The organism is Gymnodinialimonas mytili (genome assembly GCF_037544085.1).
Lineage (GTDB): Bacteria > Pseudomonadota > Alphaproteobacteria > Rhodobacterales > Rhodobacteraceae > Gymnodinialimonas > Gymnodinialimonas mytili.
The window spans coordinates 109,691-133,455 of record NZ_JBBIFW010000002.1; the positions used below are offsets into that span (position 1 = coordinate 109,691).

Annotated in this window: 24 protein-coding genes; 16 read left to right on the forward strand and 8 right to left on the reverse strand. The window is 59.4% G+C overall.

Annotation, left to right across the window (positions count from 1 at the left end):
• Nucleotides 1-3: 3 nt before the first annotated feature.
• The 7 genes from V8J82_RS09910 to paaI all read right to left on the reverse strand — a co-directional run bounded on the left by V8J82_RS09910 (nt 4) and on the right by paaI (nt 4,782).
• The gene (locus tag V8J82_RS09910; protein WP_339974795.1) at nt 4-360 is read right to left on the reverse strand and encodes a nuclear transport factor 2 family protein; all 357 of its coding nucleotides are present in this window, start codon (nt 358-360) and stop codon (nt 4-6) included.
• Nucleotides 361-371: 11 nt separating this feature from the next.
• Entirely contained in the window at nt 372-839 is a 468-nt protein-coding gene (paaD, locus tag V8J82_RS09915; protein WP_339974797.1) for a 1,2-phenylacetyl-CoA epoxidase subunit PaaD, read from the reverse strand.
• The gene (gene paaC / locus V8J82_RS09920) at nt 833-1,621 is read right to left on the reverse strand and encodes a 1,2-phenylacetyl-CoA epoxidase subunit PaaC (protein ID WP_339974799.1); all 789 of its coding nucleotides are present in this window, start codon (nt 1,619-1,621) and stop codon (nt 833-835) included. Before paaC ends, paaD begins: the two co-directional genes overlap by 7 nt.
• Nucleotides 1,621-1,911, reverse strand: a complete 291-nt coding sequence (gene paaB, locus V8J82_RS09925; protein WP_339974801.1) for a 1,2-phenylacetyl-CoA epoxidase subunit PaaB — start codon at nt 1,909-1,911, stop codon at nt 1,621-1,623. Before paaB ends, paaC begins: the two co-directional genes overlap by 1 nt.
• A gap of 9 nt (nt 1,912-1,920) precedes the next feature.
• Nucleotides 1,921-2,898: a 1,2-phenylacetyl-CoA epoxidase subunit PaaA gene (gene paaA, locus V8J82_RS09930; protein ID WP_339974803.1), complete on the reverse strand. Its 978-nt coding sequence runs from the start codon at nt 2,896-2,898 to the stop codon at nt 1,921-1,923.
• A gap of 145 nt (nt 2,899-3,043) precedes the next feature.
• The gene (paaK, locus tag V8J82_RS09935) at nt 3,044-4,354 is read right to left on the reverse strand and encodes a phenylacetate--CoA ligase PaaK (protein WP_339974805.1); all 1,311 of its coding nucleotides are present in this window, start codon (nt 4,352-4,354) and stop codon (nt 3,044-3,046) included.
• Nucleotides 4,351-4,782, reverse strand: coding sequence for a hydroxyphenylacetyl-CoA thioesterase PaaI (paaI, locus tag V8J82_RS09940; protein WP_339974807.1), 432 nt, complete (start codon nt 4,780-4,782; stop codon nt 4,351-4,353). Before paaI ends, paaK begins: the two co-directional genes overlap by 4 nt.
• 113 nt (nt 4,783-4,895) lie before the next feature.
• Between paaI and paaZ the strand changes: the two genes are divergently transcribed.
• Both paaZ and V8J82_RS09950 read left to right on the forward strand, forming a co-directional pair.
• Complete coding sequence (gene paaZ / locus V8J82_RS09945; RefSeq protein ID WP_339974809.1) at nt 4,896-6,917, forward strand: phenylacetic acid degradation bifunctional protein PaaZ; 2,022 nt, start codon at nt 4,896-4,898, stop codon at nt 6,915-6,917.
• Nucleotides 6,914-7,699, forward strand: coding sequence for a hypothetical protein (locus V8J82_RS09950; protein WP_339974810.1), 786 nt, complete (start codon nt 6,914-6,916; stop codon nt 7,697-7,699). Before paaZ ends, V8J82_RS09950 begins: the two co-directional genes overlap by 4 nt.
• Here V8J82_RS09950 and V8J82_RS09955 read toward each other — a convergent pair.
• The gene (locus V8J82_RS09955) at nt 7,681-8,166 is read right to left on the reverse strand and encodes a MarR family winged helix-turn-helix transcriptional regulator (RefSeq protein ID WP_339974812.1); all 486 of its coding nucleotides are present in this window, start codon (nt 8,164-8,166) and stop codon (nt 7,681-7,683) included. The genes V8J82_RS09950 and V8J82_RS09955 overlap by 19 nt on opposite strands.
• Before the next feature lie 223 nt (nt 8,167-8,389).
• On the opposite strand from V8J82_RS09955, the gene V8J82_RS09960 reads away from it, so the two are divergent.
• From V8J82_RS09960 to V8J82_RS10025, 14 genes are all read left to right on the forward strand, one after another.
• On the forward strand, nt 8,390-9,430 hold the full coding sequence (locus V8J82_RS09960) for a TRAP transporter substrate-binding protein (protein WP_439650053.1): 1,041 nt from the start codon (nt 8,390-8,392) through the stop codon (nt 9,428-9,430).
• Nucleotides 9,431-9,493: 63 nt separating this feature from the next.
• Nucleotides 9,494-10,078 (forward strand): TRAP transporter small permease, encoded by a 585-nt coding sequence (locus V8J82_RS09965; RefSeq protein ID WP_339974814.1) that lies wholly within the window; start codon nt 9,494-9,496, stop codon nt 10,076-10,078.
• Between the two features lie 44 nt (nt 10,079-10,122).
• Nucleotides 10,123-11,676, forward strand: a complete 1,554-nt coding sequence (locus V8J82_RS09970) for a TRAP transporter large permease (protein WP_439650054.1) — start codon at nt 10,123-10,125, stop codon at nt 11,674-11,676.
• Between the two features lie 12 nt (nt 11,677-11,688).
• Complete coding sequence (locus V8J82_RS09975) at nt 11,689-12,453, forward strand: SDR family NAD(P)-dependent oxidoreductase (protein ID WP_339974818.1); 765 nt, start codon at nt 11,689-11,691, stop codon at nt 12,451-12,453.
• Entirely contained in the window at nt 12,450-13,205 is a 756-nt protein-coding gene (locus V8J82_RS09980; protein ID WP_339974820.1) for a crotonase/enoyl-CoA hydratase family protein, read from the forward strand. Before V8J82_RS09975 ends, V8J82_RS09980 begins: the two co-directional genes overlap by 4 nt.
• Nucleotides 13,206-13,248: 43 nt before the next feature.
• Entirely contained in the window at nt 13,249-15,039 is a 1,791-nt protein-coding gene (locus tag V8J82_RS09985) for an AMP-binding protein (protein ID WP_339974822.1), read from the forward strand.
• Nucleotides 15,039-16,220, forward strand: coding sequence for a thiolase family protein (locus V8J82_RS09990; RefSeq protein WP_339974824.1), 1,182 nt, complete (start codon nt 15,039-15,041; stop codon nt 16,218-16,220). The genes V8J82_RS09985 and V8J82_RS09990 overlap by 1 nt, the downstream gene beginning before the upstream one ends.
• A 51-nt stretch (nt 16,221-16,271) precedes the next feature.
• The gene (locus V8J82_RS09995) at nt 16,272-17,786 is read left to right on the forward strand and encodes a benzoate-CoA ligase family protein (RefSeq protein WP_339974826.1); all 1,515 of its coding nucleotides are present in this window, start codon (nt 16,272-16,274) and stop codon (nt 17,784-17,786) included.
• A gap of 26 nt (nt 17,787-17,812) precedes the next feature.
• On the forward strand, nt 17,813-18,547 hold the full coding sequence (locus V8J82_RS10000; RefSeq protein ID WP_339974828.1) for an alpha/beta fold hydrolase: 735 nt from the start codon (nt 17,813-17,815) through the stop codon (nt 18,545-18,547).
• Nucleotides 18,548-18,655: 108 nt separating this feature from the next.
• On the forward strand, nt 18,656-20,311 hold the full coding sequence (gene boxC / locus V8J82_RS10005) for a 2,3-epoxybenzoyl-CoA dihydrolase (RefSeq protein WP_339974830.1): 1,656 nt from the start codon (nt 18,656-18,658) through the stop codon (nt 20,309-20,311).
• 159 nt (nt 20,312-20,470) lie between these two features.
• Nucleotides 20,471-21,919 carry a benzoyl-CoA 2,3-epoxidase subunit BoxB gene (boxB, locus tag V8J82_RS10010; protein WP_339974832.1) on the forward strand — a complete coding sequence of 483 codons (1,449 nt, stop codon included), beginning with the start codon at nt 20,471-20,473 and terminating at the stop codon, nt 21,917-21,919.
• A gap of 57 nt (nt 21,920-21,976) precedes the next feature.
• Nucleotides 21,977-22,435: a flavodoxin domain-containing protein gene (locus tag V8J82_RS10015; RefSeq protein WP_339974834.1), complete on the forward strand. Its 459-nt coding sequence runs from the start codon at nt 21,977-21,979 to the stop codon at nt 22,433-22,435.
• Nucleotides 22,435-22,869 (forward strand): acyl-CoA thioesterase, encoded by a 435-nt coding sequence (locus tag V8J82_RS10020; protein ID WP_339974836.1) that lies wholly within the window; start codon nt 22,435-22,437, stop codon nt 22,867-22,869. The genes V8J82_RS10015 and V8J82_RS10020 overlap by 1 nt, the downstream gene beginning before the upstream one ends.
• On the forward strand, nt 22,866-23,759 hold the full coding sequence (locus V8J82_RS10025; RefSeq protein WP_339974838.1) for a helix-turn-helix transcriptional regulator: 894 nt from the start codon (nt 22,866-22,868) through the stop codon (nt 23,757-23,759). Before V8J82_RS10020 ends, V8J82_RS10025 begins: the two co-directional genes overlap by 4 nt.
• Nucleotides 23,760-23,765: the final 6 nt, after the last annotated feature.

Consider the following 23,765-nt stretch of genomic DNA (forward strand, 5'->3'; position numbering starts at 1 on the left):
TGCTTAGAAATGCCGGAAAAGTTTCGATGTGATGCGCCAGGTTCCGTCATGCAGTTGCGCCAGGTGGAAATGATTTATGAAAGATAGGCCGAGCAGGTTGGTCTCGTGCAATTCGGCGGTGGCGATTTTGTCGCTGATCTCGACCGAGACGATGTTGGATGTGTAGTCGGCACCAACCTCATTGGTTTCTAGCGCGGTGTAGAATGGCTCCGGGCTGCCGTTCAGGAAATCCGGTCCAAGCCACCCAGTCATAATTGCGCTGTCATGGAAGATTTGCTTAAGCAACTCGATATCCCTGCCGCGTGTGCCTTCGACATAGGCTTCAACAACGGTTTGCGGCGTTTGCGTGTGCGATGACATGGGATCTCCGGCTAAATGCATTTGAAGTAGTCAAAGGGCTCGAGGCATTCGGTACAGCGCCATTGCGCTTTGCACGGGGTTGACCCGAATTGGCTGATCCGTTCGACGGCTGTGTCGCCGCAATGGGGGCAGGTCTCCGGGCCACCGGCGGGATTGGGTGGCGCGATGCCATATTCGCGCAGTTTTGCGCGGCCCTTATCTGTCAACCAATCGGTGGTCCAAGCTGGCGCGATCTGGCGCTTGAGCGTCAGCATCTCAATTCCGCGGGCCCGCAGCGCTGTTTCCACCGAGATTTCTATCACCGAAGTCGCGGGGCATCCTGAATAAGTCGGGGTCAACGTGACCTCCAGCGTGTCCCCGGCCCACGCCACTTTGCGCACGATGCCCAGATCTACCACGGAAATCACCGGTATCTCCGGGTCGGGCACCTCATCCAGCCAAGCCCAGATCGCGGACGTATCTCGCAACGTGGCTACCATGAGGCATTCGGATGACTGCGCGGCAAAGACTGCATCACCGCCAGCAAGTGGCCGAGATGTTCGGAATGCATCTGGCCGGTTTTGCCGCCCTTCTGAAAGTGGCTGACATCGGGCGGGATCAACGTGGCCTCGGCTAAGACATTGCGCGCCATATACTCCCACAGGGACGCCAACGCGCCGGGATCGGCGATCACATCTGCCTCCGCCATCGCATGATCCACTTGATCCAGGGCGGCCATATCGCGTGTCAGCGGCCACAGCGCATCAAGCGCGCGTTGCATGCGGATATGGCTTTCCTCAGTCCCATCGCCCAGGCGGATCACCAGATCAGCAGACCGTTCTTGCTGATAGGTGACCTCTTTCACGGCCTTCGCGGCAATCTCGGCGATACGCTGGTCAGAAGACGGGTTTGCGCGATGCGGCGCGCCAGCGCCCTTTCCGGTTGCCAACATGTCCAACAGACAGAGGTGATAGCAGTCGAACAGGAATTGCCGCATCATCGTGTAACCGAAATCGCCGTTGGGCTGTTGGACCAACAGGCAGCAGCGGAAATCGTAAGGGTCGCGGAAATAGGCCAAGCGATCTGCATCGCGGCCCTTGCCCTCGACCTCACCAGCATAGGTCAGCCACATCTGCGTTTGGCCGATCAGATCCAAAGCGGTGTTGGCAAGCGCAATATCCTCTTCGAGTACCGGCGCCTTGCCACACCATTCAGATAGGCGATGGCCGAGCACCAATGTGTTGTCGCCCATCCGACAAAGGAACTCGAACAGTGGATCCATCACATCGGGCCTACTTCGTCTGGGATGTTGAAGAATGTCGGATGCCGGTAGGCTTTGTCCTCCGCCGGGTCATACATTGGGCCTTTTTTCGACGGGCTTGATGCCGCGATCGCCGCAGACGGGACGGCCCAGATGCTGACGCCTTCCTTGCGGCGGGTATAGACGTCGCGGGCATTCTTAATCGCCATTTCCGCGTCAGGCGCGTGCAAACTGCCGACATGTCGGTGCGACGCGCCATGCTGGCCGCGGATGAAGATCTCCCACAGGGGCCATTCGGTTTGGTCCGTCATTTCAGCCTCCTATTCGGCGGCCATCTGCGAAGCGCGCTTCTTGGCGGCATGGGCCATCAAGCCATCGCGGACCCAAGCGCCGTCATCCCAAGCTTTTTGCCGGGTCGCGATACGGTCGGCAGAGCAGGGCCCGTTGCCCTTCAGCACTTCATAGAATTCTGTCCAATCGGGTTCAGCAAAATCATAACCGCCTTTTTCCTCGTTCCAGGCGAGCGTTTCGTCTGGGACGGTCAAGCCCAGATATTCGGCTTGCGGCACCGTCTGATCGACAAATTTCTGCCGCAGCTCGTCATTGGTGTTCATCTTGATCTTCCACGCCATCGATTGGGCGGAATGCACACTGTCTTTGTCTGAGGGGCCAAACATCATCAGCGCCGGATACCAAAAACGATTGAGCGCATCTTGCGCCATACGCTTCTGCGCCTCTGTGCCTCCAGCCATCTTCATCATGATGTCAAAGCCTTGACGCTGGTGAAAGCTTTCCTCTTTGCAGATCCGGATCATGGCCCGCGAATACGGCCCGAAAGATGTGCGTTGCAGGGGCACCTGGTTCATGATTGCCGCGCCATCCACCAGCCAACCGACTGCGCCCATATCGGCCCAGGTCAGCGTCGGATAGCTAAAGATGGACGAGTATTTCATCCGTCCGTCCAACAGCATTTCCGTCAATTCATCGCGACTGACGCCCAAAGTCTCTGCCGCGCAATAGAGGTAGAGCCCATGGCCCGCCTCGTCTTGTACCTTCGCCAACAGGATCGCCTTACGCTCAAGGCTTGGGGCGCGGGTGATCCAGTTGCCTTCGGGCAGTTGACCGACGATCTCGGAATGAGCGTGTTGGCCGATTTGGCGGATCAACGTTTTGCGATAACCTGCGGGCATCCAATCTTTTGGCTCGATCTTCTCGCCAGCATCGATACGTTTCTGGAACGCGGCCAGCGCCTCGGGATCATCCTGGGTCGCTTCGGATTTCACCATCTGAGCATACATTGCACTTGTTCCATCTCGGGCCGATTCCATCCCATTGGGACATATCGGCTGTGAATCTGACTGTTTGTGAACTTCTATCAGATCGCGTGGGCTAAATCTACAAATACGTTACGAATACAGGAAAGGTGAGAAAATTTGTAACACATCAAGTTTTGCTCCGATTGTCGACAACGCGGCGCGCCTTGCCTTGGCTGCGCTCTACGCTTCCGGGATCTGCGACGAGGATTTCGGCAGAGACCCCCACCACTTCTTTAATGCGGTGTCCCAGCTGCGCGGCCTGGACCGCTTGTGCCTCTCCGTCGCCGTGATCCGGCAGGCTTTCGACATGCACACGCATCGCATCCATCCGGCCGTCTTTCAAAAGTTCGATCTGGTAGTAGGGTGCGAGACCATCGACTGTCAGCACTTGCTCTTCGATCTGGCTGGGGAACACATTCACGCCGCGCAGAATGATCATGTCGTCTGAGCGCCCGGTTATCTTCTCCATGCGCCGCAGTGACCTGGCGGTTCCAGGCAGCAGCCGCGTGAGATCTCGGGTGCGATATCGAATGATGGGCAACCCTTCTTTGGTGAGCGTCGTAAATACAAGCTCTCCCATTTCACCGTCGGGCAACACCTCACCCGTCACGGGATCGATGATTTCCGGGTAGAAATGGTCCTCCCAGATATGCAGACCATCTTTCGTTTCCACGCATTCGCTTGCCACGCCGGGGCCCATTACCTCGGAGAGGCCATAGATATCGACGGCATGCATGTCGAAAGCAGCCTCGACTTCGGTACGCATCTTGTTGGTCCAGGGTTCAGCTCCGAAAATACCCACCTCCAACGAACTCGCGCGCGGATCGATGCCCTGACGATGGTATTCTTCTAAAATATTCAGCATATAGGATGGTGTGACCATGATGGTGCTTGGCTTGAAATCTTCGATCAGTGTGACCTGTCTGGCCGTCATGCCACCTGAAACCGGCACAACGGTGCATCCCAATTTCTCCGCGCCGTAATGGGCGCCCAATCCACCGGTGAACAGGCCATAGCCATAGGCGATATGCGCCAGGTCGCCTGGTCTGGTGCCCGCCGCACGCATCGAGCGGGCGACCATGCCGGCCCACATGTCTATATCACCTGCTGTGTAGCCCACGACGGTCGGTTTGCCAGTTGTCCCGCTGGAGGCATGGAGGCGCACGATTTGATCCCGCGGCACGGCAAATAGGCCAAAGGGGTAATTGTCGCGCAGATCAGATTTGACGGTGAACGGAAACTTCGCCAGATCCGCCAGATCCACCAAATCACCTGGATGGATCCCAGCCGTGTCAAAGCTTTGCCGATAAAACGGAACATTGTCGTAGGCATGGTGCAGCGACCATTTCATCCGCTCCAACTGGGTCGCGGCGATTTCGTCCCGGCTGGCGATTTCCATCGGGTCTAGGCTGTCTCGGGGCGGCGTCAGATCTTTCATGGGGATTCCTCAAACAGGCTGCCGCCTATGGCACGGGACGTACCACGAAACTCAGCGATAACTTTACCGTCTTGGTTTGTAATGGTGACGTCCGTGATGCCGGATCGCCCTGACAGAGCGACCTCGCGTGCGGTCGCGGTTAAGGTGTCGCCCAAGCGCACTGGAGCCAGATAGGTGATGCTGTTGTGCTGTGCGACTGTCGCCTGGTTACGAGAATTACACGCGAACGCGAAGGCTGAGTCTGCCAGCAAAAAGGTGACACCCCCATGGCCAATGCCATGACCGTTGCAGTGATCTTCGCGGATTCGTAACGCCAGCGTGGCGCTGCCCTCGTCAATCGCAGTGATTTGCATGCCAACCCAGGCCGAGGCGCGATCCCCAGCCCACAGGGCCGCGGCACTTTTTTCCGCGCGCTCTCTTGGTGTCATGCTGCACCCCCTGCGCCTTTTGCTGGCTGCATGAAATGCCCTCCCAAACTTTTAGTTGCGCCACACTGCCGCATCGCGCAATGTGTTACAAGAATTTTTGGGAGGAGCGAAACATGCAACATGTTGGAAGTTTCGCGAAAGGTGCTTGGGTCGCGTCAGGGCCGGGCGCGCGCGCCATTGCCGATGCGGCAACGGGACAGGTGATTGCCGAGGCGGGCAACGACACATTGGATGTCGCGGGAATGATCGCCTATGGACGCGAGGTCGGCGGACCAGGCCTTCGCGCGCTTGATTTCCATGATCGTGCCCGCATGCTCAAGGCGTTGGCCCTGCACCTAAACGCGAACAAGCAGGCACTCTACGATCTGTCTTTCACCACAGGCGCGACGCAGGCCGATCACGGCTTCGACATCGATGGTGGGATTGGAACGCTGTTCGTGTTCGCGTCGAAAGGTCGACGGGAGATGCCCGAAGGCCATGTTTTGGTCGATGGGACGTTCGAACCCCTAGGCAAAACCGGCAGTTTCGGCGGACAGCATATTTATACACCGCGTTTGGGTATCGCGTTGCATATCAACGCGTTCAACTTTCCAGTTTGGGGCATGTTGGAAAAGATTGCCCCTGCGCTGCTGGCGGGGGTGCCGTCTATCGTAAAGCCAGCCACCGCCACGGCCCATGTCACGGAATTATGCGTGCGCCTGATGCTGGATGCCGGTGTCTTGCCCGAGGGTGCGTTGCAACTGATCACCGGCGGCGTGGGCGATGCGTTGGATCATCTGGATGCGCAGGATACGCTCACCTTCACCGGTTCGGCTCAAACAGCGCGCATGTTGCGCGGGCATCAGGGGCTCTTGAACCGGTCTGTGCCCTTCACCGCAGAGCAAGACAGTCTGAATGCCTCTATCTTGGGCCCAGATGCGCGGCCTGGCGCGCCGGAATTTGATCTTTTCGTGAAAGAAGTCGTCCGTGAGATGACGACGAAAGCAGGGCAAAAATGCACTGCAATCCGCCGGATCCTGGTGCCGCAGCATTTGGTTGATCCGTTGGTCGAAGGGCTTTCGAGCCGATTGGCGCGCGTTCTCGTAGGGGATCCGCGAAAGGAAGGCGTGCGGATGGGATCGGTCGTTTCGCTTAGTCAGCGTCGCGATGTTCTTGAGAAAGCTCAGGTGATTGCGCAAGAGTCCGAATTGGTCTTTGGTGGTCAAGACGGGTTCAATCCTGAAGGCGATCTGGAAAAGGGTGCTTTTGTCGCGCCACATCTGTTCGTCTGTGCTGATCCGGATGCTTCCGAGCAGGTCCATGCTACCGAGGCATTCGGTCCGGTTTCGACCATTATGCCTTATCGCGACGTTGATCATGCGGTTTCGCTTGCCAATCGCGGGCAAGGAAGCCTTGTGGCGTCGCTGATCACCCATGATCGTGAGGTTGCCCGCCAAGTGGTAACGGGTATCGGAGCCTGGCACGGCCGGGTTTATATCAATGACCGGACCAGTATGGCGGAAGCGACAGGTCATGGCGCGCCAATGCCGCATTTGACCCATGGCGGCCCTGGCCGCGCGGGTGGCGGGGAAGAATTGGGCGGGATCCGAGCCGTGAAGCACTATATGCAACGCGTCGCCGTTCAAGGTTCGCCCGATATGCTGTCGGCGATAACGGGGCGATGGTTGCCCGGCGCGGCGAAGACGACCCCGCCGCGGCATCCGTTCCAGATGCGCTTTGGCGATCTGACGCCGGGCCTGTCTCTGCACACCGAGCCACGGACGATTACGCTAGCCGATATCGAGCATTTTGCCGAATTCACCGGCGACACGTTTTACGCTCATATGGATGAGCGTGCGGCAGAGCGGAATCCATTTTTTCCAGGGCGCGTGGCCCATGGCTACCTGATCCTGTCTTTCGCGGCGGGCCTTTTCGTGGAGCCAAACGAAGGTCCGGTTCTGGCGAATACAGGTCTCGATAACCTGCGATTTGTGAAACCTCTTGCGCCCGGCGAGACGATCCGTGTCGATCTGACCGTCATGGATCGCAAATCGCGCAACGAGGAATATGGCGAGGTGCGGTGGCACGCGGACGTCACCAATCAGGACGGCGACGCTGTGGCGGAATATGAATTGCTGACGATGGTTGCCAAATGAGCGGTGCCGTCGATGACCTTGCCAAAGGCCTGGCTGAGGATGGCGCGCTCAAGCTCTGGTCGGTGCTGGTGACTTGTTTGGGCGATGTGTCGCAAAAGGAAAACGTCGAGGTGTCGGGCCTTGTCCTGTCGACATTGGTCGAACGGATCGGCTTGCAGCCTCAGGCGATGCGGGTCGCCCTGCATCGGTTGAAGCGGGATGGATGGATCACCAGCCGACGCGACGGTCGTGTTGGGTTTCACTGCCTCAGCGATGTGGGTCTTGCCCAGACTCGCGCCGTCACGATGCGCGTCTACGGTCCGCCGCTGGAGGCCGGGCCAAGCCATCTGGTCGGTCTGCCACCCGATACCCCAGATGCCTTGTCGGTCCTGCCCGCAGGCATGGCGGCAGTGCCGATCTCGCGCAGTTTCGCGCTTGTGACGGGGCCGATCGACAATTTGCCAGACGATTGGATGGTCGCGACACCGGCGCCGCGGCCTTTTCCAGGCTGGGTGCAGGATGTGTTGAAAGAGGCCGCCTGCGAGGTGGAGTTTGCTGCACTCAGCGAACGATTGGCTGGCGTTGCGCTGCCCGACACACCGCTGGATCGGTTCGCCATGCGGGTGTTGGTTCTGCATGCTTGGCGGCGCCTGATCCTGCGGTCCAACCCGGCGGCCGAAATGGCCCTGGGGCAGGCGCGGGCCGAGGTCGCATGCCGCGCCCAGGTACTGGCCGTACTTCGTGATCTCGGGCCTCTGCGCACGGATAGGGCGTTTGCAACCAATCAGTCGGTGCTGCCTTGAGGTTTTTTGTCCGGCATGACCAAGGGCGCACGGGCGAAATCATTGCCCGCCAACGCCACCTTGGCGGCGAGACGCACGAATTCGTGCCGCTCTTCCTGGGTCAGCCCCGGCAGAATATCGGCTTGCAGCTGTGTCACGACAGGTCGCAACTCGGCGAGCAGACGCGCGCCATTGGTCGTCAGCGACAAAACTTTCGCGCGCCGATCCGCGGGGTTTTGGCGCCGTTCGACCAGGCCTTTGCCTTCCAATCGTTCGACAACGCCACCGATCGTGGCGCGGTCATGGGCGATCATCCCGGCAAGGGTCGCTTGATCGATGCCGGGTTTAGCCTCCAGCGCCGCCAAGGTTGCAAATTGCGGAGAGGTCAGGGTTTGGCCCAGATCACGCATCCGTTCGGTGAAGACCGAAACCGAGATTTGCTGCAACCGTCGAATCAGGTGCCCAGGCATGGCGTAGATATCATCCATACGCGCAGCCTGCGTCAGGGGCGACAGCGCGGCAACCACGCTTATGATAAGTATACCCCTTTTGCGGTGATTGCGGGGTGGCGCAGCGCAAAAGAGGGTGACAGGACCATTGCCTTTATGCAGCATGGCCCAGAATTTCTGCGGGCGTCATCCGCCCGCAGGCAGACCGAAGAACAGCGGCGATACGTCCGCTGCGGGATTTAATGAAAGGGAGGAATATCACATGGAATCAAGATTGATGAAGGCCGCTTTGGGCGGTGTGGCCCTTGGTGCATTGGCGGCGGGCGGCGCGATGGCGCAAGAGGTCACGCTGAAGCTGCACCAGTTTTTGCCCGCACAGGCGAACGTGCCTGCGCTGGTGCTGGACGTATGGGCGGACCAGGTTGAAGAGGCCTCTGGCGGGCGCATCGAGATCGAGCGTTATCCGTCGATGCAACTGGGCGGAACGCCGCCGGAACTGATGGATCAGGCCGTCGATGGCGTGGCCGACATCGTTTGGACCGTGGTTGGGTACACGCCTGGCCGATTCCCCTCGACCGAGGTCTTCGAACTGCCGTTTATGGTGACAGACGCCCGTGCCGCCTCTTGTGCCTATTGGACGATGTATGAGGAGAGCATGCAGGAAGAGTTCGCGGACGTGCATCTTCTCGGCACCTGGGTTCACGGGCCTGGCATGTTCCACACTGCAGATCCGGTCGAGGTGCCCTCCGACTTGGAAGGGATGCAGATCCGCGGTGGCTCTCGCACCGTTAACCAGCTTTTGGAATTGACCGGCGCCACCCCTGTCGGGATGCCGGTTCCTGCGGTGCCCGAGGGTTTGAGCCGTGGTGTGATCGATGGCACGACGATCCCGTGGGAGGTCACGACTGCGCTGCGCGTACCGGAACTGGTCGAGAACCACACCGAGTTCGAGGGTAATATGCTCTATACGCTGACCTTCGTCCTGGCGATGAACAACGATGCCTATGCCGCGATGCCCGAGGATCTTCAGCAGATCCTGGATGACAATTCCGGTCTGGAATTCTCGATCTTTGCCGGTGGGACACAGTCCGATGCCGATGGCCCTGCACGTGAAATCGCGGTTGAGGCGGGCAACAACATCATCACCGTCGATGCCGCTACCGCCGAGGCGGAATGGGTGCCCGTGGTTCAGCCGATCTATGACAACTGGATTGCGGATCTCGACGGTCAGGGCATTGATGGTCAAGCGCTGATCGACCGGGCGCGCGCCTTGATGGGCGGCGAGTGCTCGGGCAACGGCTAGGGACGCAACATGTCGGGCCGTGGCGTTATCAGATCGCCACGGCCCGGCTTTGGCTTGCAAATCATGTATAAGATTCTGTTGTTCCTTGCCCGCCTGATGGCCGTGCTAGGTGGTGTCATGCTGTCGGCGCTGATCCTTTTGACCGTGTTCGCCATTGGTGGACGCCTTCTGGATCGCTTGTTCCATTGGATGGTCGATGCCGATGTGTTGGCGGGGCTGGGTCAGTGGATGATCAATGCCGGTATTGGTCCGATCCTAGGCACGTTCGAGTTGATTGAGGCGGGTGTCGCGTTTGTGATCTTTGCCTTCCTACCGATCTGTCAGCTCACCGGCGGCCACGCGACCGTGGATATCTTCACATCGATGATGTCGGTGCGCACCAACCGGGTTCTGCGCGGCGTGACCGAGGTGGTGTTCGCCTGCGTCCTAGTTCTGATTGCCGCACAGCTCTATGGCGGTCTACTGACCAAACTGAATTCCGGTCAGACGACGTTGGAACTGCAATTGCCTGTCTGGTATTCCTATGCGATCTGCCTCGTCGGGGCGGTGTTTACAGCCGTAAACTCCGTGTATCTGGCCATCGTGCGCCTGACCGAGATGATGACCGCGCGTGAGATCCTGCCAAGTGATCTGGGGGCGGAGCATTGACCGACCAATTGATCGGCGTCCTGTCATTCCCCGCACTTCTTTTGATGATTTTTCTTAGGGTGCCGATTGGGCTGTCGATGTTTCTGACGGGTCTCGTGGGCTTGATCTTGGTCACCGGCGATACTCAGGTGCCATTCGGGCGATTGAAATCTGAGACCTACACGACCTTTTCCAGCTATTCGCTCAGCATCATTCCGATGTTCCTGCTGATGGGCCACTTTGCGACGCTCGGCGGCATGTCCCAGGCGCTGTTCAAGGCCGCCGAAGGCTTTCTCGGCCACCGCAAGGGCGGCGTGGCGATGGCCGCGGTGGGCGCCTGCGCAGGGTTTGGCGCTATTTGCGGATCCTCGCTTGCGACAGCGGCCACGATGGGCCGGGTCGCTCTGCCGGAATTGCGGCGCTATGGCTATGATGGCGGATTTTCCACGGCGGCTTTGGCCGCAGGTGGCACGCTCGGCATCTTGATCCCGCCTTCCATCGTGTTGGTCATCTACGCCATCTTGACCGAGCAGAACATCGCCAAGCTGTTCCTCGCAGCCTTCATCCCGGGCATCATTGCAGCTTTGGGTTACATCCTGGCAATCCGCGTCTATGTGGCCCTAAATCCTGACAGTGCAGGTGTGGGCCCCCGGATGCCTTATTCCGAACGGTTTGCCGCATTGGCAAAGATCTGGCCGGTTCTGATCGTGTTCGGTCTGGTCGTGGGCGGCATCTATGCGGGCTGGTTCACCCCGACCGAAGGCGCGGCGGTCGGCGCGCTGGGCACCGGGTTGATCGCCTGGGTCAATGGTGGGCTCAACCGCGGCACATTGGCCGATAGCTTCATCGTCACGGCACGCTCCACCGCTATGATCTTCTTCATTGTCTTGGGTGCCGCCTTCTACAACGGCTTTCTAGCGCTGACTCAAGTGCCCCAGGGCATCGCGGAATGGGTCACGACCAGCGGGTTCAGCCCCTATACGATCCTGATCCTGATCCTGGTCTTCTACCTGATCTTGGGCTGTTTCATGGACAGCCTGTCGATGATTCTTCTTACGATCCCGATCTTCTGGCCGGTCATGCAGGGCCTCGATTTTGGGTTTGTCACCATGGTCGATCTGCATAGCGCCCGCGCGATGGAAGCGTTGGCGGCGGTGCCTGACATGACGACCGCAAGTATCGAGGCGTTGATCGCATCCTACCGCGACGGCGTAGAGCTGACGCTGGCCCAGACGGTGCAGTTCGATGCGATCCGCGCCCATTTCGATGCCGATATCGTGGCGCTGGACGGGGCGCTTCAGGCGCTGGCAGCGGGCGAGGAACTGACCCGTGACCAGACCCGCGCGCTGGACTTGCGGCGGGTCAATCAGGGCGCGCTCAATCGGATCAACAGCGAACAGGTGGCGATCTGGTTCGGGATCCTTGTGCTGATCGTGGTTGAGGTGGGCTTGATCACACCGCCCGTCGGGATGAACCTGTTTATCATCAACGCGATGGAGAAGACCACGCGGATGACGCAGACCTATCGGGCGGTGCTGTATTTCATTGCATCGGATCTGTTGCGGGTGGTGCTGTTGGTGGCCTTCCCTGTGATCACTTTGGTTTTCATTACCTGGTAGAGGAGCGCACCCATGGATCTGGACGGACAAGTGGCCATCGTCACCGGCGGTGCCAGCGGGCTGGGCGAGGCGACGGCGCGCCATCTGGCAGAGCGCGGCGCGGATGTGGCGATCCTGGATTTCAATGGTGATCGCGCGCGGGAGGTGGCGGCAGAGATTGGCGGCTATTCGCAGCAATGCGATGTGACGGATGCCGAACATGCCGCGACCGCCGTAACTTCGACCATGGCCCGGTTCGGTCAAGCGGCGCGGATCTGCGTGAATTGCGCAGGCGTAGGCTTTGCGGCGCGCATCGTGGGGCGCGAGGGGAAGGTGGGCCTCGACACGTTCCGTAAAGTGATCGAGGTCAACCTGATCGGCACCTACAATGTAATGACCTATGCAGTGCAGGCGATGATGGATCTGCCGCCGCTCGACACGGGCGAACGGGGTGTTGTGATCAACACAGCAAGCGCCGCCTATCAGGATGGGCAAGTGGGGCAATCGGCCTACGCGGCCAGCAAGGGCGCGATTGCCTCCATGTGCCTGCCCTTGGCGCGAGAGCTGGCCAAGCCCGGTATCCGAGTGAACGCCGTGGCACCGGGCCTTTTCAACACCCCGATGATGGAAAGCCTTCCCGAGGAAACCACCGCAGCGATTGTCACCAATGTGCCGTTCCCGCATCGTCTCGGCGACCCCGATGAGTTCGGGCGGCTTGTCGCGCATATTGTCGAAAACCCGTATCTGAATGGTGAGGTGATCCGTCTTGACGGCGCCACCCGCCTGCCGCCGCGATGAGCTTGCTGATCGATATCGATGGGCTGGTCGCAACATTAACATTGAACCGGCCCGATAAGCGCAACGCAATGAACGATGCGCTTCTGGCCGAGCTTTCGGGGTTTTGCGATGCGCCGCCAGATGGCGTGCGGGCGATCGTCCTGACGGGCGCGGGCGGGCATTTTTGCGCTGGCCTTGATCTGGCGGAACAGTCGGAGCGATCCGCGGATGAAGCCATGGTACATTCGCGGTTTTGGCATCGCGCCCTGGAGCGGGTGCAATTTGGCGGCTTGCCTGTCGTCACGGCGATGTCGGGTGCGGTGATCGGCGGGGGGCTTGAGGTGGCAAGCGCCTGTCATGTGCGCGTCGCGGGTCCCGATGTGCGGTTCCAATTGCCCGAAGGACAGCGCGGGTTCTTTGTGGGCGGCGGTGCCACGGTGCGCGTGGGGCGGATCATCGGCCCGGATCGGTTGACCGAGATGATGCTGACGGGCCGGAGCTATGGCGCCGATGAGGGTATGGACCTGGGGTTGTGCCACTACGTCGCCGATGATCCCTTGGCCAAGGCACATGAATTGGCAATCCAAATCGCAAGCAATGCCCGTCTGTCGAATTACTTTGCGATCCACGGTGTCGCTCGGATCAATGCTATGGCACCGGAGGAAGGCTTGTTTGCCGAGGCGCTTTGTACGGCCCTGGCGCAAAGCTCACCCGATGCTCAGGAAGGGTTCCGCGCCTTCTTGGAAAAGCGCAAGCCACGGTTTCAGCCATGATCTGCCCGGTCGTCAGTCCAAAATCACGTGGGGGAGGCGACCGATGCAGCTTCGGTTCCAAGCCCATGATATAAGCCGAACCGACAGGCCCGATGGGTCAGTTTTGCTGCGCGCGCGTGAGCCGCTGCAACCGGCCACGCGACGCACGACCGATTGGCTGGATTTCTGGGCCGAAGAAACGCCCAACGCGATCTTTCTGGCCGAACGTTCAGCGATGGGATGGCGCGAGATTGCCTATCGGCAGGCGCGCGCGGCGGCGCGCGGGGTCGCCTCGGGTCTGATCCATTTGGGTCTGACCTCTGAGACGCCCGTACTGATCCTCAGCGGCAATTCAGTGGCCCATGGATTGCTTGCGCTGGGGGCGCAATATGTTGGGATCCCGATCGTGCCAATCGCTGAACAATACGCGCGTTTGCCCGAGGCCCACGGCCATATCGACGATATTGTCCATTTGGTGCGTCCTGGTGCGGTTTTTGTCGAGGATTTGGCGATTGCCGCGGATCTCTTGGCGCGTCCTACGCTGAAGGATCTTTATCACCTTTCTCCCAGCACGATGGCGAAGATCGCGAATATAGGAACCGAAAGGCGGGTGAATGTGGGCAGTTTCCACGCCGCCGTAGGCCCTGAAACAATCGCCAAGATCCTTATGACGTCTGGCAGCACTTCAGCTCCGAAGGGTGTTTTGACCACCCACAAGATGATGTGCACGAACCAGGCTCAATTGTCCCAGGCCCTGCCTTTACTGGGTGCACGGCGCCCTGTGCTGGTGGATTGGCTGCCCTGGAACCACGTCTTTGGCGGGTCGCATAATTTCAATCTGGTTCTTTCAAATGGCGGCACGCTTTACATCGATGCGGGCAAACCCGTGCCGGGCCTGATCGATACAACCCTTCGAAACAACCGTAACCAACGCGCGACGATCAGCTTCAACGTTCCACAAGGCTTTGCCGCCTTGCGAGATGCGATGGCCGTCGATGCCGCCTTCGCCGATGCGTTTTTTGCCGATCTGGACATGCTGTTTTATGCGGGCGCATCGCTGCCGCAGGATGTCTGGGATGATCTGCATGAGATGGCGCATCGGGCGCGGCCCGGGCGCGACATGCCGCTGTTTACGTCTTCTTGGGGGCTGACCGAAACCGCGCCAGCGGCTGTCTTGCAACATGAGCCGACGGATCAAGCCGGGGTGGTCGGCGTGCCGCTGCCTGGTGTCGATGTGAAGCTGGTCCCCGTCGAAGAAGAAGCGGGCCGCTTCGGTATTCGTGTACGTGGCCCTTCGGTTTTTCAAGGGTATTTCAACGATCCAGGCCGCAGCGACGAAGCGTTCGACGAGGAAGGCTATTTCATCACCGGCGACGCCATGCGATTTGTTGATCCAAGCAGTCCGAGCCGGGGTTTGCGGTTCGATGGGCGTTTGTCTGAAGATTTTAAGCTGCAAAGCGGCACCTGGGTGCGCGCGGCGGCATTGCGTTTGCAGGTGCTCGACCGTTTGCAGGGTCTTGCGCAGGATGTCGTGCTGACCGGCGAAGGGCGGCAAGAGGTTGGGGTTTTGATCGTGCCCAGCCCGGATTTGCGTCATATCGCAACTGAAGACGCTGGCGCGATGCGCCTGTCCGACCAAGCCCGCATTGCCGATGCACTGGCTGGCATGTCCGGCGGCGTGTCGGCGCGCATTTCACGCGCGCTGATCCTGGCCGAGCCGCCCTCCATCGCGCGGGGCGAAATCACCGCGAAGGGGAATTTGAACTTGGCACGCTTGCGTCAGCACCGCAGCGACCTGCTGGCACGGCTCTACGATGACACCGACCCGGCAACTATCCTGATCGGAGGTGTCTGATGGCCTACATTCCTTATGGCGCGTACTGGTCTACACCCTTTGCCCGCTGGCAAGGCAGTTTTGCGCATCTCAATTCCATCGAGTTTGCGGCTCATGTCGGTCGCCAAGAGCTCAAGCGGATGGATCTGTCCGTCGATAGTTTCGATTTTGCGGCGTTTGGGCAAACGGTGATCCAGCAGGGCAGCTTCTACGGCGGCCCCTGGTTTACAGCGATGCTGGGGGCTGAACACCTTGCCGCGCCCATGGTCAGCCAGGCTTGCGCGACCGGCGCTCGATTGCTGGCAACCGCTGTCGGTGAGATCGCGCAAGGCGCCGAACGTGCTCTGATTGTGTCTGGCGACAGATGTTCGAACGGCCCGCATGTCTACTTCCCGGCGCCCCATGCGCCCGGTGGTACGGGTGCCAAAGAAGATGTGGTGATGGACAATTTCGGCCACGATCCCTGGGCGTGCAATGCGATGATCCAAACTGGTGAAAATGTCGCCTTGCGCGAAAGGATTGAAACGGCGGAACAACACGATCTGGTGATCCATCGCCGCGGCCAATATCAAGATGCACTGGCCAAGGATCGTGCGTTTCAGCGGCGTTTCATGCCTGTGATTGAGGTTCCCGATGCGCGCTTTCGCAAGAGTGTGGGTGTGCTTGAAACGGATGAAGGTATAGAGCCGTTGAATGCTGCAAAGATGGCGCGGCTCAAGCCTGTGATCCCCGGCGGCTCGATTACCTTCGCCGGACAAACGCATCCCGCCGACGGCAATGCCGGGATGGTTGTGCTGTCTGATCCAACCGAGGCGTTGGAGATCTGCGATGGGCCGGTGACGCAAGTTGTGGCGATCGCCCAGGCACGGGAAGAGAAGGGCTTCATGCCCGCAGCTCCGATTGAGGCCGCTGCTGCGGTGCTGGATCGCGCTCAGATAGACATAGCTCGGGTCGACGCGATCAAATCGCACAATCCGTTTGCGGTTAACGATATTGCCTTTGCGCGCGCCTTTGGGCTGGATTGGCGTGGCATGAACAATTTTGGCAGCTCGTTGATTTGGGGGCATCCCCAAGGGCCGACGGGCCTGCGTGCTATGATTGAACTTATAGAAGAACTGGTCGCCCGTGGAGGCGGGACGGGCCTTTTCCAGGGCTGCGCAGCGGGAGACAGCGCTATGGCCGTGGTGCTGCGCGTCGGATGACGCCAACAGCGCAGTCACGAGACGGATAGGAGCGACAGGGAGGAGTCTGACATGACGGGAAATGCAGCGACGTATTTCGTGGATCGCCATCTGGAAGAAGGGCGCGCCGAAAAGCCTGCTTTTATCGAGGCCGATGGCGATAAACGCTGTCTGACCTATGGCGAATTGGCGGCGCAATCTGCGCAGTTCGCAGGCGCGTTAACGCGTGACGGCGTCCGGCGTGAGGAACGCATTGCAATGATCGTGCGCGATCAGATCGAGTTTCCGGTGATCTTCTGGGGCGCATTAAAAGCCGGCGTAATCCCCGTGCCGTTGAACACATTGCTCAGCCCTGAGGTTTACGCCAACATCCTGAAAGACAGCCGTGCGACGGTTCTGTTTGTCTCAGCGCGGATGTGGGAAGTGGTCGCCCCCGCTGCCCGGGACGCGCCTGTCTTGCACAAGATCGTAATAATTGGCGACGCGCCGGACGGGACGCAAAGCTATGACGCGTTTGTCCGCGATGCCCCTGTCGCAGATACGGTCGAGGCGAACGAAGACGAATTGGCATTTTGGCTCTATTCGTCAGGCTCTACAGGGCTACCCAAGGGTGTGCGTCACGTCCATGGCGCCTTGCGCGCCACCTGCAACACATTTGGTGATCAGGTTTTGGGTCTGCGCGAGGATGACATGGTTTATTCCGTGGCGAAGATGTTCTTCGCCTACGGCCTTGGCAATGCGATGTCATTCCCCATGGCACGCGGCGCAACAACCATTCTGTTTGGTGGCCGCCCGACGCCGGATGCCGTTTTTGACATTTTAAGGGATCATCGCCCGACGATACTCTGTGCGGTGCCGACCCTGTTCGCAGCCATGCTGGCGGCGATTGATGAGCCACTCGATCATAACTTGCGCATCTGCACGTCGGCAGGCGAGGCGCTGCCGCGCGATGTGGGAGAGGGCTGGCACAGACTGACAGGGGTTGAGATCGTGGACGGCGTCGGATCGACCGAAATGCTACATATCTTTCTATCCAACAGGCCTGGGGATTGTGTCTATGGCACGTCTGGGATGGCGGTGCCTGGATATGATCTACGTCTGGTCGATGAGGCGGGCGCTGATGTCGCGGATGGCGAAGTGGGAGAGTTGCTGGTGCGCGGCCCGTCCAGTGCCGAGGGATATTGGAATCGCCGCGAAAAATCGCAAGCGACGTTCGAGGGGCATTGGACGCGCACTGGCGATAAGTACGAGCATAAAGACGGTCGTTACATCTATTGCGGACGCACCGATGACATGTTCAAGGTCTCAGGTATCTGGGTCAGTCCTTTCGAGGTCGAGCAAGCCCTGGTTGATCATCCCGCTGTGCTGGAGGCCGCGGTTGTGGCGCGGCCCGACGAAGCTGGATTGGAAAAACCTGCCGCTTTTGTTGTGCTGAAGGATAGTGCCGGGCCGTTGGATGTTGAGACTCTCAAAGAGATGGTCAAAAGCAAGATCGGCATGTGGAAATATCCGCGTTGGGTCGATGTTGTGGAAGATCTCCCTAAGACGGCGACCGGCAAGATCCAACGGTTCAAATTGCGGGCATGATTTGGGGCTCTGGCTTTATAGAGGCGATGGACAAGCGCCTCGAATATCGATGCTGGGGCGCTCCGCCCACGAACGGTCGCGCGATCGTGCTGTTGCATGAAGGCCTAGGCTGCGTGGCGCTTTGGCGGGATTTTCCCGATAATTTGCACACCGCCACGGGAATGCCCGTCATGGCTTATTCGCGCGCAGGCTATGGCCAATCCGATCCGGATGATCTGCCGCGCCCGCTCGATTGGATGACCACAGAAGCAATTATGGTTCTGCCAGAGGTGTTGGAGGCTTGCAGGATATCGCGACCGTTTCTGGTCGGCCATTCCGACGGTGCGACCATTGCCGCCATTTATGCTGGGTTTCAGCCGGAAGCAGAGGCGGCGGTGCTGATCGCTCCGCACTTCTTCACAGAAGAGAGGGGATTGCTCGAGATCGCGCGCACCGATGCGCAATTTCGCGGGGAGGCGGATATGGCCAAGCGTATGGGAAAGTACCACCGTGACCCACAGGCCACTTTCAGCGGCTGGGCCGATGCCTGGTTGGATCCGGACTTTCGCCAGTGGCATGTCGAAGCGGCGCTTGAGGGGATCGAATGCCCGGTTTTGGCGATCCAAGGGCGGCAGGACCAATATGGGACGCTCGCACAGATCGATGCCGTTTCACGCAATGTCGACCATGCCAAGGTGCTTATTGTCGAGGAATGTCAGCACACCCCACATCTCGAACACCCGGATGCTGTGATTGCCGCAATCTCGCAATTTGTGCATTAAAATGCTATTTTTTGCTCCTGCGAACCGCTTCTTGTTGCGTTCAGGCATTAAAGTGCTTGATCGGGCTAGTCGCGACGCTATGCTTTCCGAACAGCGGAGGAGACATACATGGCCAAGGTCATCGACTTTCAGACTGACCCGTCGCGCTATCGCCATTGGCGCGTCACTTACGAGGGTCCGGTCGCATATCTGACCATGGATGTGGATGAGACCGGGGGCTTGTTCGACGGCTATGAGTTGAAGCTGAACTCCTACGATCTGGGCGTCGATATCGAGTTGAACGATGTGGTGGAGCGGATGCGGTTCGAACACCCTGAGGTCCGCGTGGTTGTGATGCAATCTGGCAAGGACAAGGTGTTTTGTGCCGGAGCCAACATTCGGATGCTGGGCGGCGCGGCCCATTCGCACAAAGTGAACTTCTGCAAATTTACTAATGAGACGCGCAATGCTTATGAGGCGGCGGAGGCCGAGAGCGGCCAGAAATACGTGGCGGCGGTGAAAGGGGCTTGTGCCGGTGGTGGGTACGAGTTGGCGCTGGCCTGCAATCACATCATGCTGGTGGATGACGCGACCTCATCCGTGTCATTGCCGGAAGTGCCTTTGCTGGCGGTGCTGCCCGGGACGGGCGGGTTAACCCGTGTAACGGACAAGCGTAAAGTGCGTCGTGATCTGGCGGATGTCTTCTGCGCAACCGAGGAGGGCGTGAAAGGAAAACGCGCCGTCGATTGGCGGTTGGTTGATGAGGTTGTGCCGAACTCGAATTTCGACGCGATTGTTGCGGAACGTGCCGCCGCTTTTGCGGCGGAGAACCCGCGCGATGCCGACGGAATTACACTGGGTTCGCTCGATCGCACCATCGCGGAAGACGGCTCGGTTGCGTATTCGCTGGTTGAAGTTGATCTGAACCGTGCCGGTCGATCTGCGACGATCACGCTGAAAGGTCCCGATGGCGAGGCGCCGGCCGATTTGGCGGCGCTCGTCGTGCAGGGAGATCAAAGCTATATGCTGCGCCTCGCCCGCGAATTCGAAGACGCGATCCTGCATCTGCGCCTGAACGAGATGGAATGTGGGCTTTGGACGTTGCGAAGCCAGGGTGATCCAGAGGCTGTCGCGGCCCATGAGGCGCTGTTGCGGGAGAATGCCGATCATTGGCTGGCCAATGAAATCCGCCATTACTGGAAACGCGTGCTCAAACGGCTTGACGTGACCTCGCGTTCCTTGGTGACGCTGGTCGAACACGGCTCTTGCTTTGCGGGGATGCTGGCGGAGCTGATTTGGGCGGCCGATCGGTCCTACATGATGGAAGACGAGTTTGAGGGCGACAATCGCCCCATGGCGACGATCACCCTGACGCCCGATAACTTCGGCACTTACCCAATGGGCAATGGCCTGACCCGGCTGCAGACGCGGTTCCTGGCTGAACCCGAGGCGGTTGATGCGTTGCGCGACCAAATCGGAGAGCCGCTGGAGGCGGAAGAGGCCGACGATCATGGTCTGGTTACGATGATCATGGATGACATCGACTGGGAGGATGAGATCCGGATTATTCTGGAAGAGCGTGCCTCGTTTAGCCCGGATGCAATGACGGGCATGGAGGCCAATCTGCGCTTCGCCGGGCCTGAGACGATGGAAACGCGGATCTTTGGACGCCTGACCGCTTGGCAAAACTGGATTTTCAACCGCCCCAACGCTGTGGGTGAGACGGGTGCGCTACAGCGCTACGGGTCGGGTATTCGGGGCGACTACGATATGGAGCGGGTCTGACGGGCCCGCAATCCCGCGCGGATCGCTTGGGGAAAGCGCGCGTTTTGCCGGGATCGCCCGGCAATTCGCCACCAATTATACATGGAAGCCGTCATGGTTTCCGATCTGGGAGGGCCGCGCTCAACTAGGCCAGAGGCCAACAGCGCAAAGGAGAACAACATGACTGCTTTGGACGTATCCTACGACACCCGTATCCCCAACAATGTTGGGCTCAGCCAAGACCGCAAGGTTCTCAAGGCGCTTGAGAAGTGGCATCCGGGCTATTTGGATTGGTGGAACCGGCTGATCCCGCAGAACTTCCAGGAAAGCATGGTCTATCTGCGCACGGCGGTCAGCGTGGATCCCAAAGGCTGGGCAAAGTTCGACTATGTGAAGATGCCCGAATATCGCTGGGGCGTGCTGTTGGCGCCGCAGGTCGAAGATCGCCGTATCCCCTGTGGCGAACATGCGGGGGAGTTGGCCTGGCAAGAGGTGCCCGGCGAATACCGCAACATGCTCAAGCGATTGATCGTGATCCAAGGCGATACAGAGCCGGGATCGGTTGAACAGCAACGCTTCCTCGGCCTGACCGCGCCGTCGCTTTACGACATGCGCAACCTCTTCCAGGTGAATGTGGAAGAGGGGCGCCACCTCTGGGCGATGGTCTATCTGCTGCAGAAATACTTCGGCAAAGATGGGCGGGAAGAGGCGGATGATCTGCTGCGCCGGTCCTCGGGGTCGGACGAAGCGCCGCGGATGCTGGGGGCGTTCAACGAGGAAACGCCCGATTGGCTGTCGTTTTTCATGTTCACCTATTTCACTGACCGCGATGGCAAGATGCAGTTGGAAAGCCTGGCCCAATCCGGCTTCGATCCACTGAGCCGCACCTGTCGCTTCATGCTGACCGAGGAAGCGCACCATATGTTTGTGGGCGAAACCGGCGTCAGCCGTATTGTGCAACGCACATGCGAGGCGATGGTCGAAGCGGGCATCACCGACCCTTACGCCACCGACCGCATCCGCGATCTGGGTGTGATCGACCTGCCGACGATCCAGAAGAAGCTGAACTTGCACTATTCGCTCAGCTTGGATCTGTTCGGACAAGAGGTGTCGACCAATGCCGCCAATGCGTTCAATGCCGGGATCAAGGGCCGCTATATGGAGCAGCGGATCGAAGACGATCACCGGCTGACCGATGCGACCTATGTGGTCAAGACCATCGAGGATGGCCGGATCTTCGACAAAGAGGTGCCCGCGCTGACGGCGATCAATATGCGCCTGCGCGACGATTACATCCGCGATGCGTCGGGCGGTCTGCGCCGGTGGAACAAGACGATCCAGCGCACCGGCGTTGAGTTCGAATTGAAGCTTCCGGATCAGGCATTCCACCGTCAGATCGGCGTCTTCTCAGCGATCAAGGCCAATCCCGATGGCGACCTGATCAGCGAGCAGGATTGGCAGGCCAATGTCGACAAATGGCTGCCCACCAAAGAGGATGGCGCCTTTATCCAATCTTTGATGGTGCCGTGCTATGAGCCCGGTGAATATGCCGGTTGGATCGCGCCGCCCAAACAGGGCATCAACAACCAGCCCGGCGATTTCGAATACGTCAAACTGCATATGGCTTGATCGGTTTGGGGCGGCCATTGTCGCCCTAAACACCCGCCCGAAGACAAGGACCACCTGATGAACATCCAATTTCTGTACGGCACGGAAACCGGCACGGCTGAAATCCTGTGCGAGGATATCGAAGCCGATTTGGGCGATGGCTATAGCTGCACCGTGACCTCGCTTGCTGATGTCGATCCGACAGAGATGAACGGCGACGCCTTCTACATCATCGTCAGCTCAACTTACGGCAATGGCGATCTGCCGATGGCCGCGCAGCCGTTCTACGATAAGCTCGATGCCAAAAAGCCCGATCTGTCCAAAGTGCGTTTTGCCATCTTCGGGTTGGGCGACATGGTGTTCTCTGAGACCTTCGCGTTTGGCTCGAAACTGCTGATGGAAAAGCTGCTGGAATGCGGCGCCAAGATGGTGGGGGAGCGTGGGATCCACGACGCCTCGTCCCCCGATATGCCCGAAGACATCGCTGTGCCCTGGGCGCAAGAGATCATGGGCCAATTGCAGGCGGAAGCCGCCTGATGCAGCCCCGCCCAGAGGGTGTTTTTGTCCATGATGTGCGCGTCACCTGGGGGGATTGCGATCCTGCGCGCATCGCCTATACCGCGCGGCTGCCGTGGTTTGCGCTGGATGCGATCAATGCCTGGTGGGATACCTATCACGGGCCCGGCGGTTGGTATCACCTTGAACTTGATAAGAATATTGGCACGCCTTTTGTCCGCCTCGAAATGGATTTTCGCAGCCCTGTGACCCCACGCCATATCCTCAAATGCCACACATGGCCCGCGCGGTTGGGCGAGAAGTCGATCACCTTCCGGGTTGATGGCGTCCAGGACGACACGACATGTTTCGAAGGTGCGTTTACCTGCGTCTTCATCATCGCCGATCAGTTCAAATCGCAACCGGCCCCGCCGGAGCTGCGCGCCCTGATCGAACCGCATATCCCCGCCCAATGAGCCGTCAGGACAAGGCCCCTCTGACCGCCGCGGATAGCAGTGCGGCGCGCCTGCAAAGTCAGGTCGGGGATCGCGTGCGCGCGGCACGGCGCGATATGGGCATCTCGCGCCGCATTCTGGCCGAACGATCCGGCGTTTCCCCGCGCTACCTTGCGCAGCTTGAAAGCGGGGCGGGCAATATCTCCATCGGGCTTTTGTTACGTGTGGCAACCGCGTTAAATTTACCAATTGTTTCGCTGATCGATGCCATCAGTCCCGAGGCACGTGATATCGCGATCCGATTTGATCGCGCAGGGACCGTGTTGCGTGACGATATCCGGCGCCGATTGCTGGATCAGTCGAAGGCTGGTCGTATTTGTTTGATTGGTCTGCGCGGGGCCGGAAAATCCACCTTGGGCGCCGCCGTGGCGCGGACTTTGGACCTGCCCTTCGTCGAGCTAAACCGCGAGATCGAGGCGCAGGGCGGTATGCCTGTGGCGGAGGTTATGGCGCTTTACGGCTCGGATGGATATCGGCAGCTTGAGGCGGACGCCCTGGCCCGGATCGAAGCCGAGTATCAGAGCGTCGTCGTGGCTGTCGGGGGCGGTATCGTTGGGGAGCCAGCTATCTTTGACCGCCTTTTGGCGCGTTTTCACACAGTTTGGATCAAAGCCTCGCCCAATGAACATATGGCTCGGGTTCTGGCGCAAGGCGACACGCGACCCATGGAGGGCAACCCGCAAGCCATGGCGCAGTTGCGGCTGCTTTTGGCGTCGCGCGAGGATGACTATGCCCGCGCCGATGCCGTGCTGGATACCAGCAATATGACAGTCGCGACATCGCTCGCCGATTTGATCGCGCTGATCGACAACAATGGATTTTTGCCGCCTACGCTTGATGCGGTGGACTAAACGGGG

Excerpts from the sequence above, each read along its gene's own strand:
- V8J82_RS09910 (WP_339974795.1), bottom strand. The coding sequence starts at position 360 with ATGTCATCGCACACGCAAACGCCGCAAACCGTTGTTGAAGCCTATGTC.
- V8J82_RS10000 (WP_339974828.1), top strand. The coding sequence starts at position 17,813 with ATGGACAAGCGCCTCGAATATCGATGCTGGGGCGCTCCGCCCACGAAC.
- paaI (WP_339974807.1), bottom strand. The coding sequence starts at position 4,782 with ATGACACCAAGAGAGCGCGCGGAAAAAAGTGCCGCGGCCCTGTGGGCT.
- V8J82_RS09990 (WP_339974824.1), top strand. The coding sequence starts at position 15,039 with ATGGCCTACATTCCTTATGGCGCGTACTGGTCTACACCCTTTGCCCGC.
- V8J82_RS09980 (WP_339974820.1), top strand. The coding sequence starts at position 12,450 with ATGAGCTTGCTGATCGATATCGATGGGCTGGTCGCAACATTAACATTG.
- boxC (WP_339974830.1), top strand. The coding sequence starts at position 18,656 with ATGGCCAAGGTCATCGACTTTCAGACTGACCCGTCGCGCTATCGCCAT.
- paaB (WP_339974801.1), bottom strand. The coding sequence starts at position 1,911 with ATGACGGACCAAACCGAATGGCCCCTGTGGGAGATCTTCATCCGCGGC.
- V8J82_RS10020 (WP_339974836.1), top strand. The coding sequence starts at position 22,435 with ATGCAGCCCCGCCCAGAGGGTGTTTTTGTCCATGATGTGCGCGTCACC.
- V8J82_RS09955 (WP_339974812.1), bottom strand. The coding sequence starts at position 8,166 with ATGGATGATATCTACGCCATGCCTGGGCACCTGATTCGACGGTTGCAG.
- boxB (WP_339974832.1), top strand. The coding sequence starts at position 20,471 with ATGACTGCTTTGGACGTATCCTACGACACCCGTATCCCCAACAATGTT.
- V8J82_RS10025 (WP_339974838.1), top strand. The coding sequence starts at position 22,866 with ATGAGCCGTCAGGACAAGGCCCCTCTGACCGCCGCGGATAGCAGTGCG.
- V8J82_RS09960 (WP_439650053.1), top strand. The coding sequence starts at position 8,390 with ATGGAATCAAGATTGATGAAGGCCGCTTTGGGCGGTGTGGCCCTTGGT.
- V8J82_RS10015 (WP_339974834.1), top strand. The coding sequence starts at position 21,977 with ATGAACATCCAATTTCTGTACGGCACGGAAACCGGCACGGCTGAAATC.
- paaC (WP_339974799.1), bottom strand. The coding sequence starts at position 1,621 with ATGGATCCACTGTTCGAGTTCCTTTGTCGGATGGGCGACAACACATTG.
- paaA (WP_339974803.1), bottom strand. The coding sequence starts at position 2,898 with ATGTATGCTCAGATGGTGAAATCCGAAGCGACCCAGGATGATCCCGAG.
- V8J82_RS09970 (WP_439650054.1), top strand. The coding sequence starts at position 10,123 with ATGATTTTTCTTAGGGTGCCGATTGGGCTGTCGATGTTTCTGACGGGT.
- V8J82_RS09975 (WP_339974818.1), top strand. The coding sequence starts at position 11,689 with ATGGATCTGGACGGACAAGTGGCCATCGTCACCGGCGGTGCCAGCGGG.
- paaZ (WP_339974809.1), top strand. The coding sequence starts at position 4,896 with ATGCAACATGTTGGAAGTTTCGCGAAAGGTGCTTGGGTCGCGTCAGGG.
- V8J82_RS09985 (WP_339974822.1), top strand. The coding sequence starts at position 13,249 with ATGCAGCTTCGGTTCCAAGCCCATGATATAAGCCGAACCGACAGGCCC.
- V8J82_RS09965 (WP_339974814.1), top strand. The coding sequence starts at position 9,494 with ATGTATAAGATTCTGTTGTTCCTTGCCCGCCTGATGGCCGTGCTAGGT.
- paaK (WP_339974805.1), bottom strand. The coding sequence starts at position 4,354 with ATGAAAGATCTGACGCCGCCCCGAGACAGCCTAGACCCGATGGAAATC.
- V8J82_RS09950 (WP_339974810.1), top strand. The coding sequence starts at position 6,914 with ATGAGCGGTGCCGTCGATGACCTTGCCAAAGGCCTGGCTGAGGATGGC.
- V8J82_RS09995 (WP_339974826.1), top strand. The coding sequence starts at position 16,272 with ATGACGGGAAATGCAGCGACGTATTTCGTGGATCGCCATCTGGAAGAA.
- paaD (WP_339974797.1), bottom strand. The coding sequence starts at position 839 with ATGGTAGCCACGTTGCGAGATACGTCCGCGATCTGGGCTTGGCTGGAT.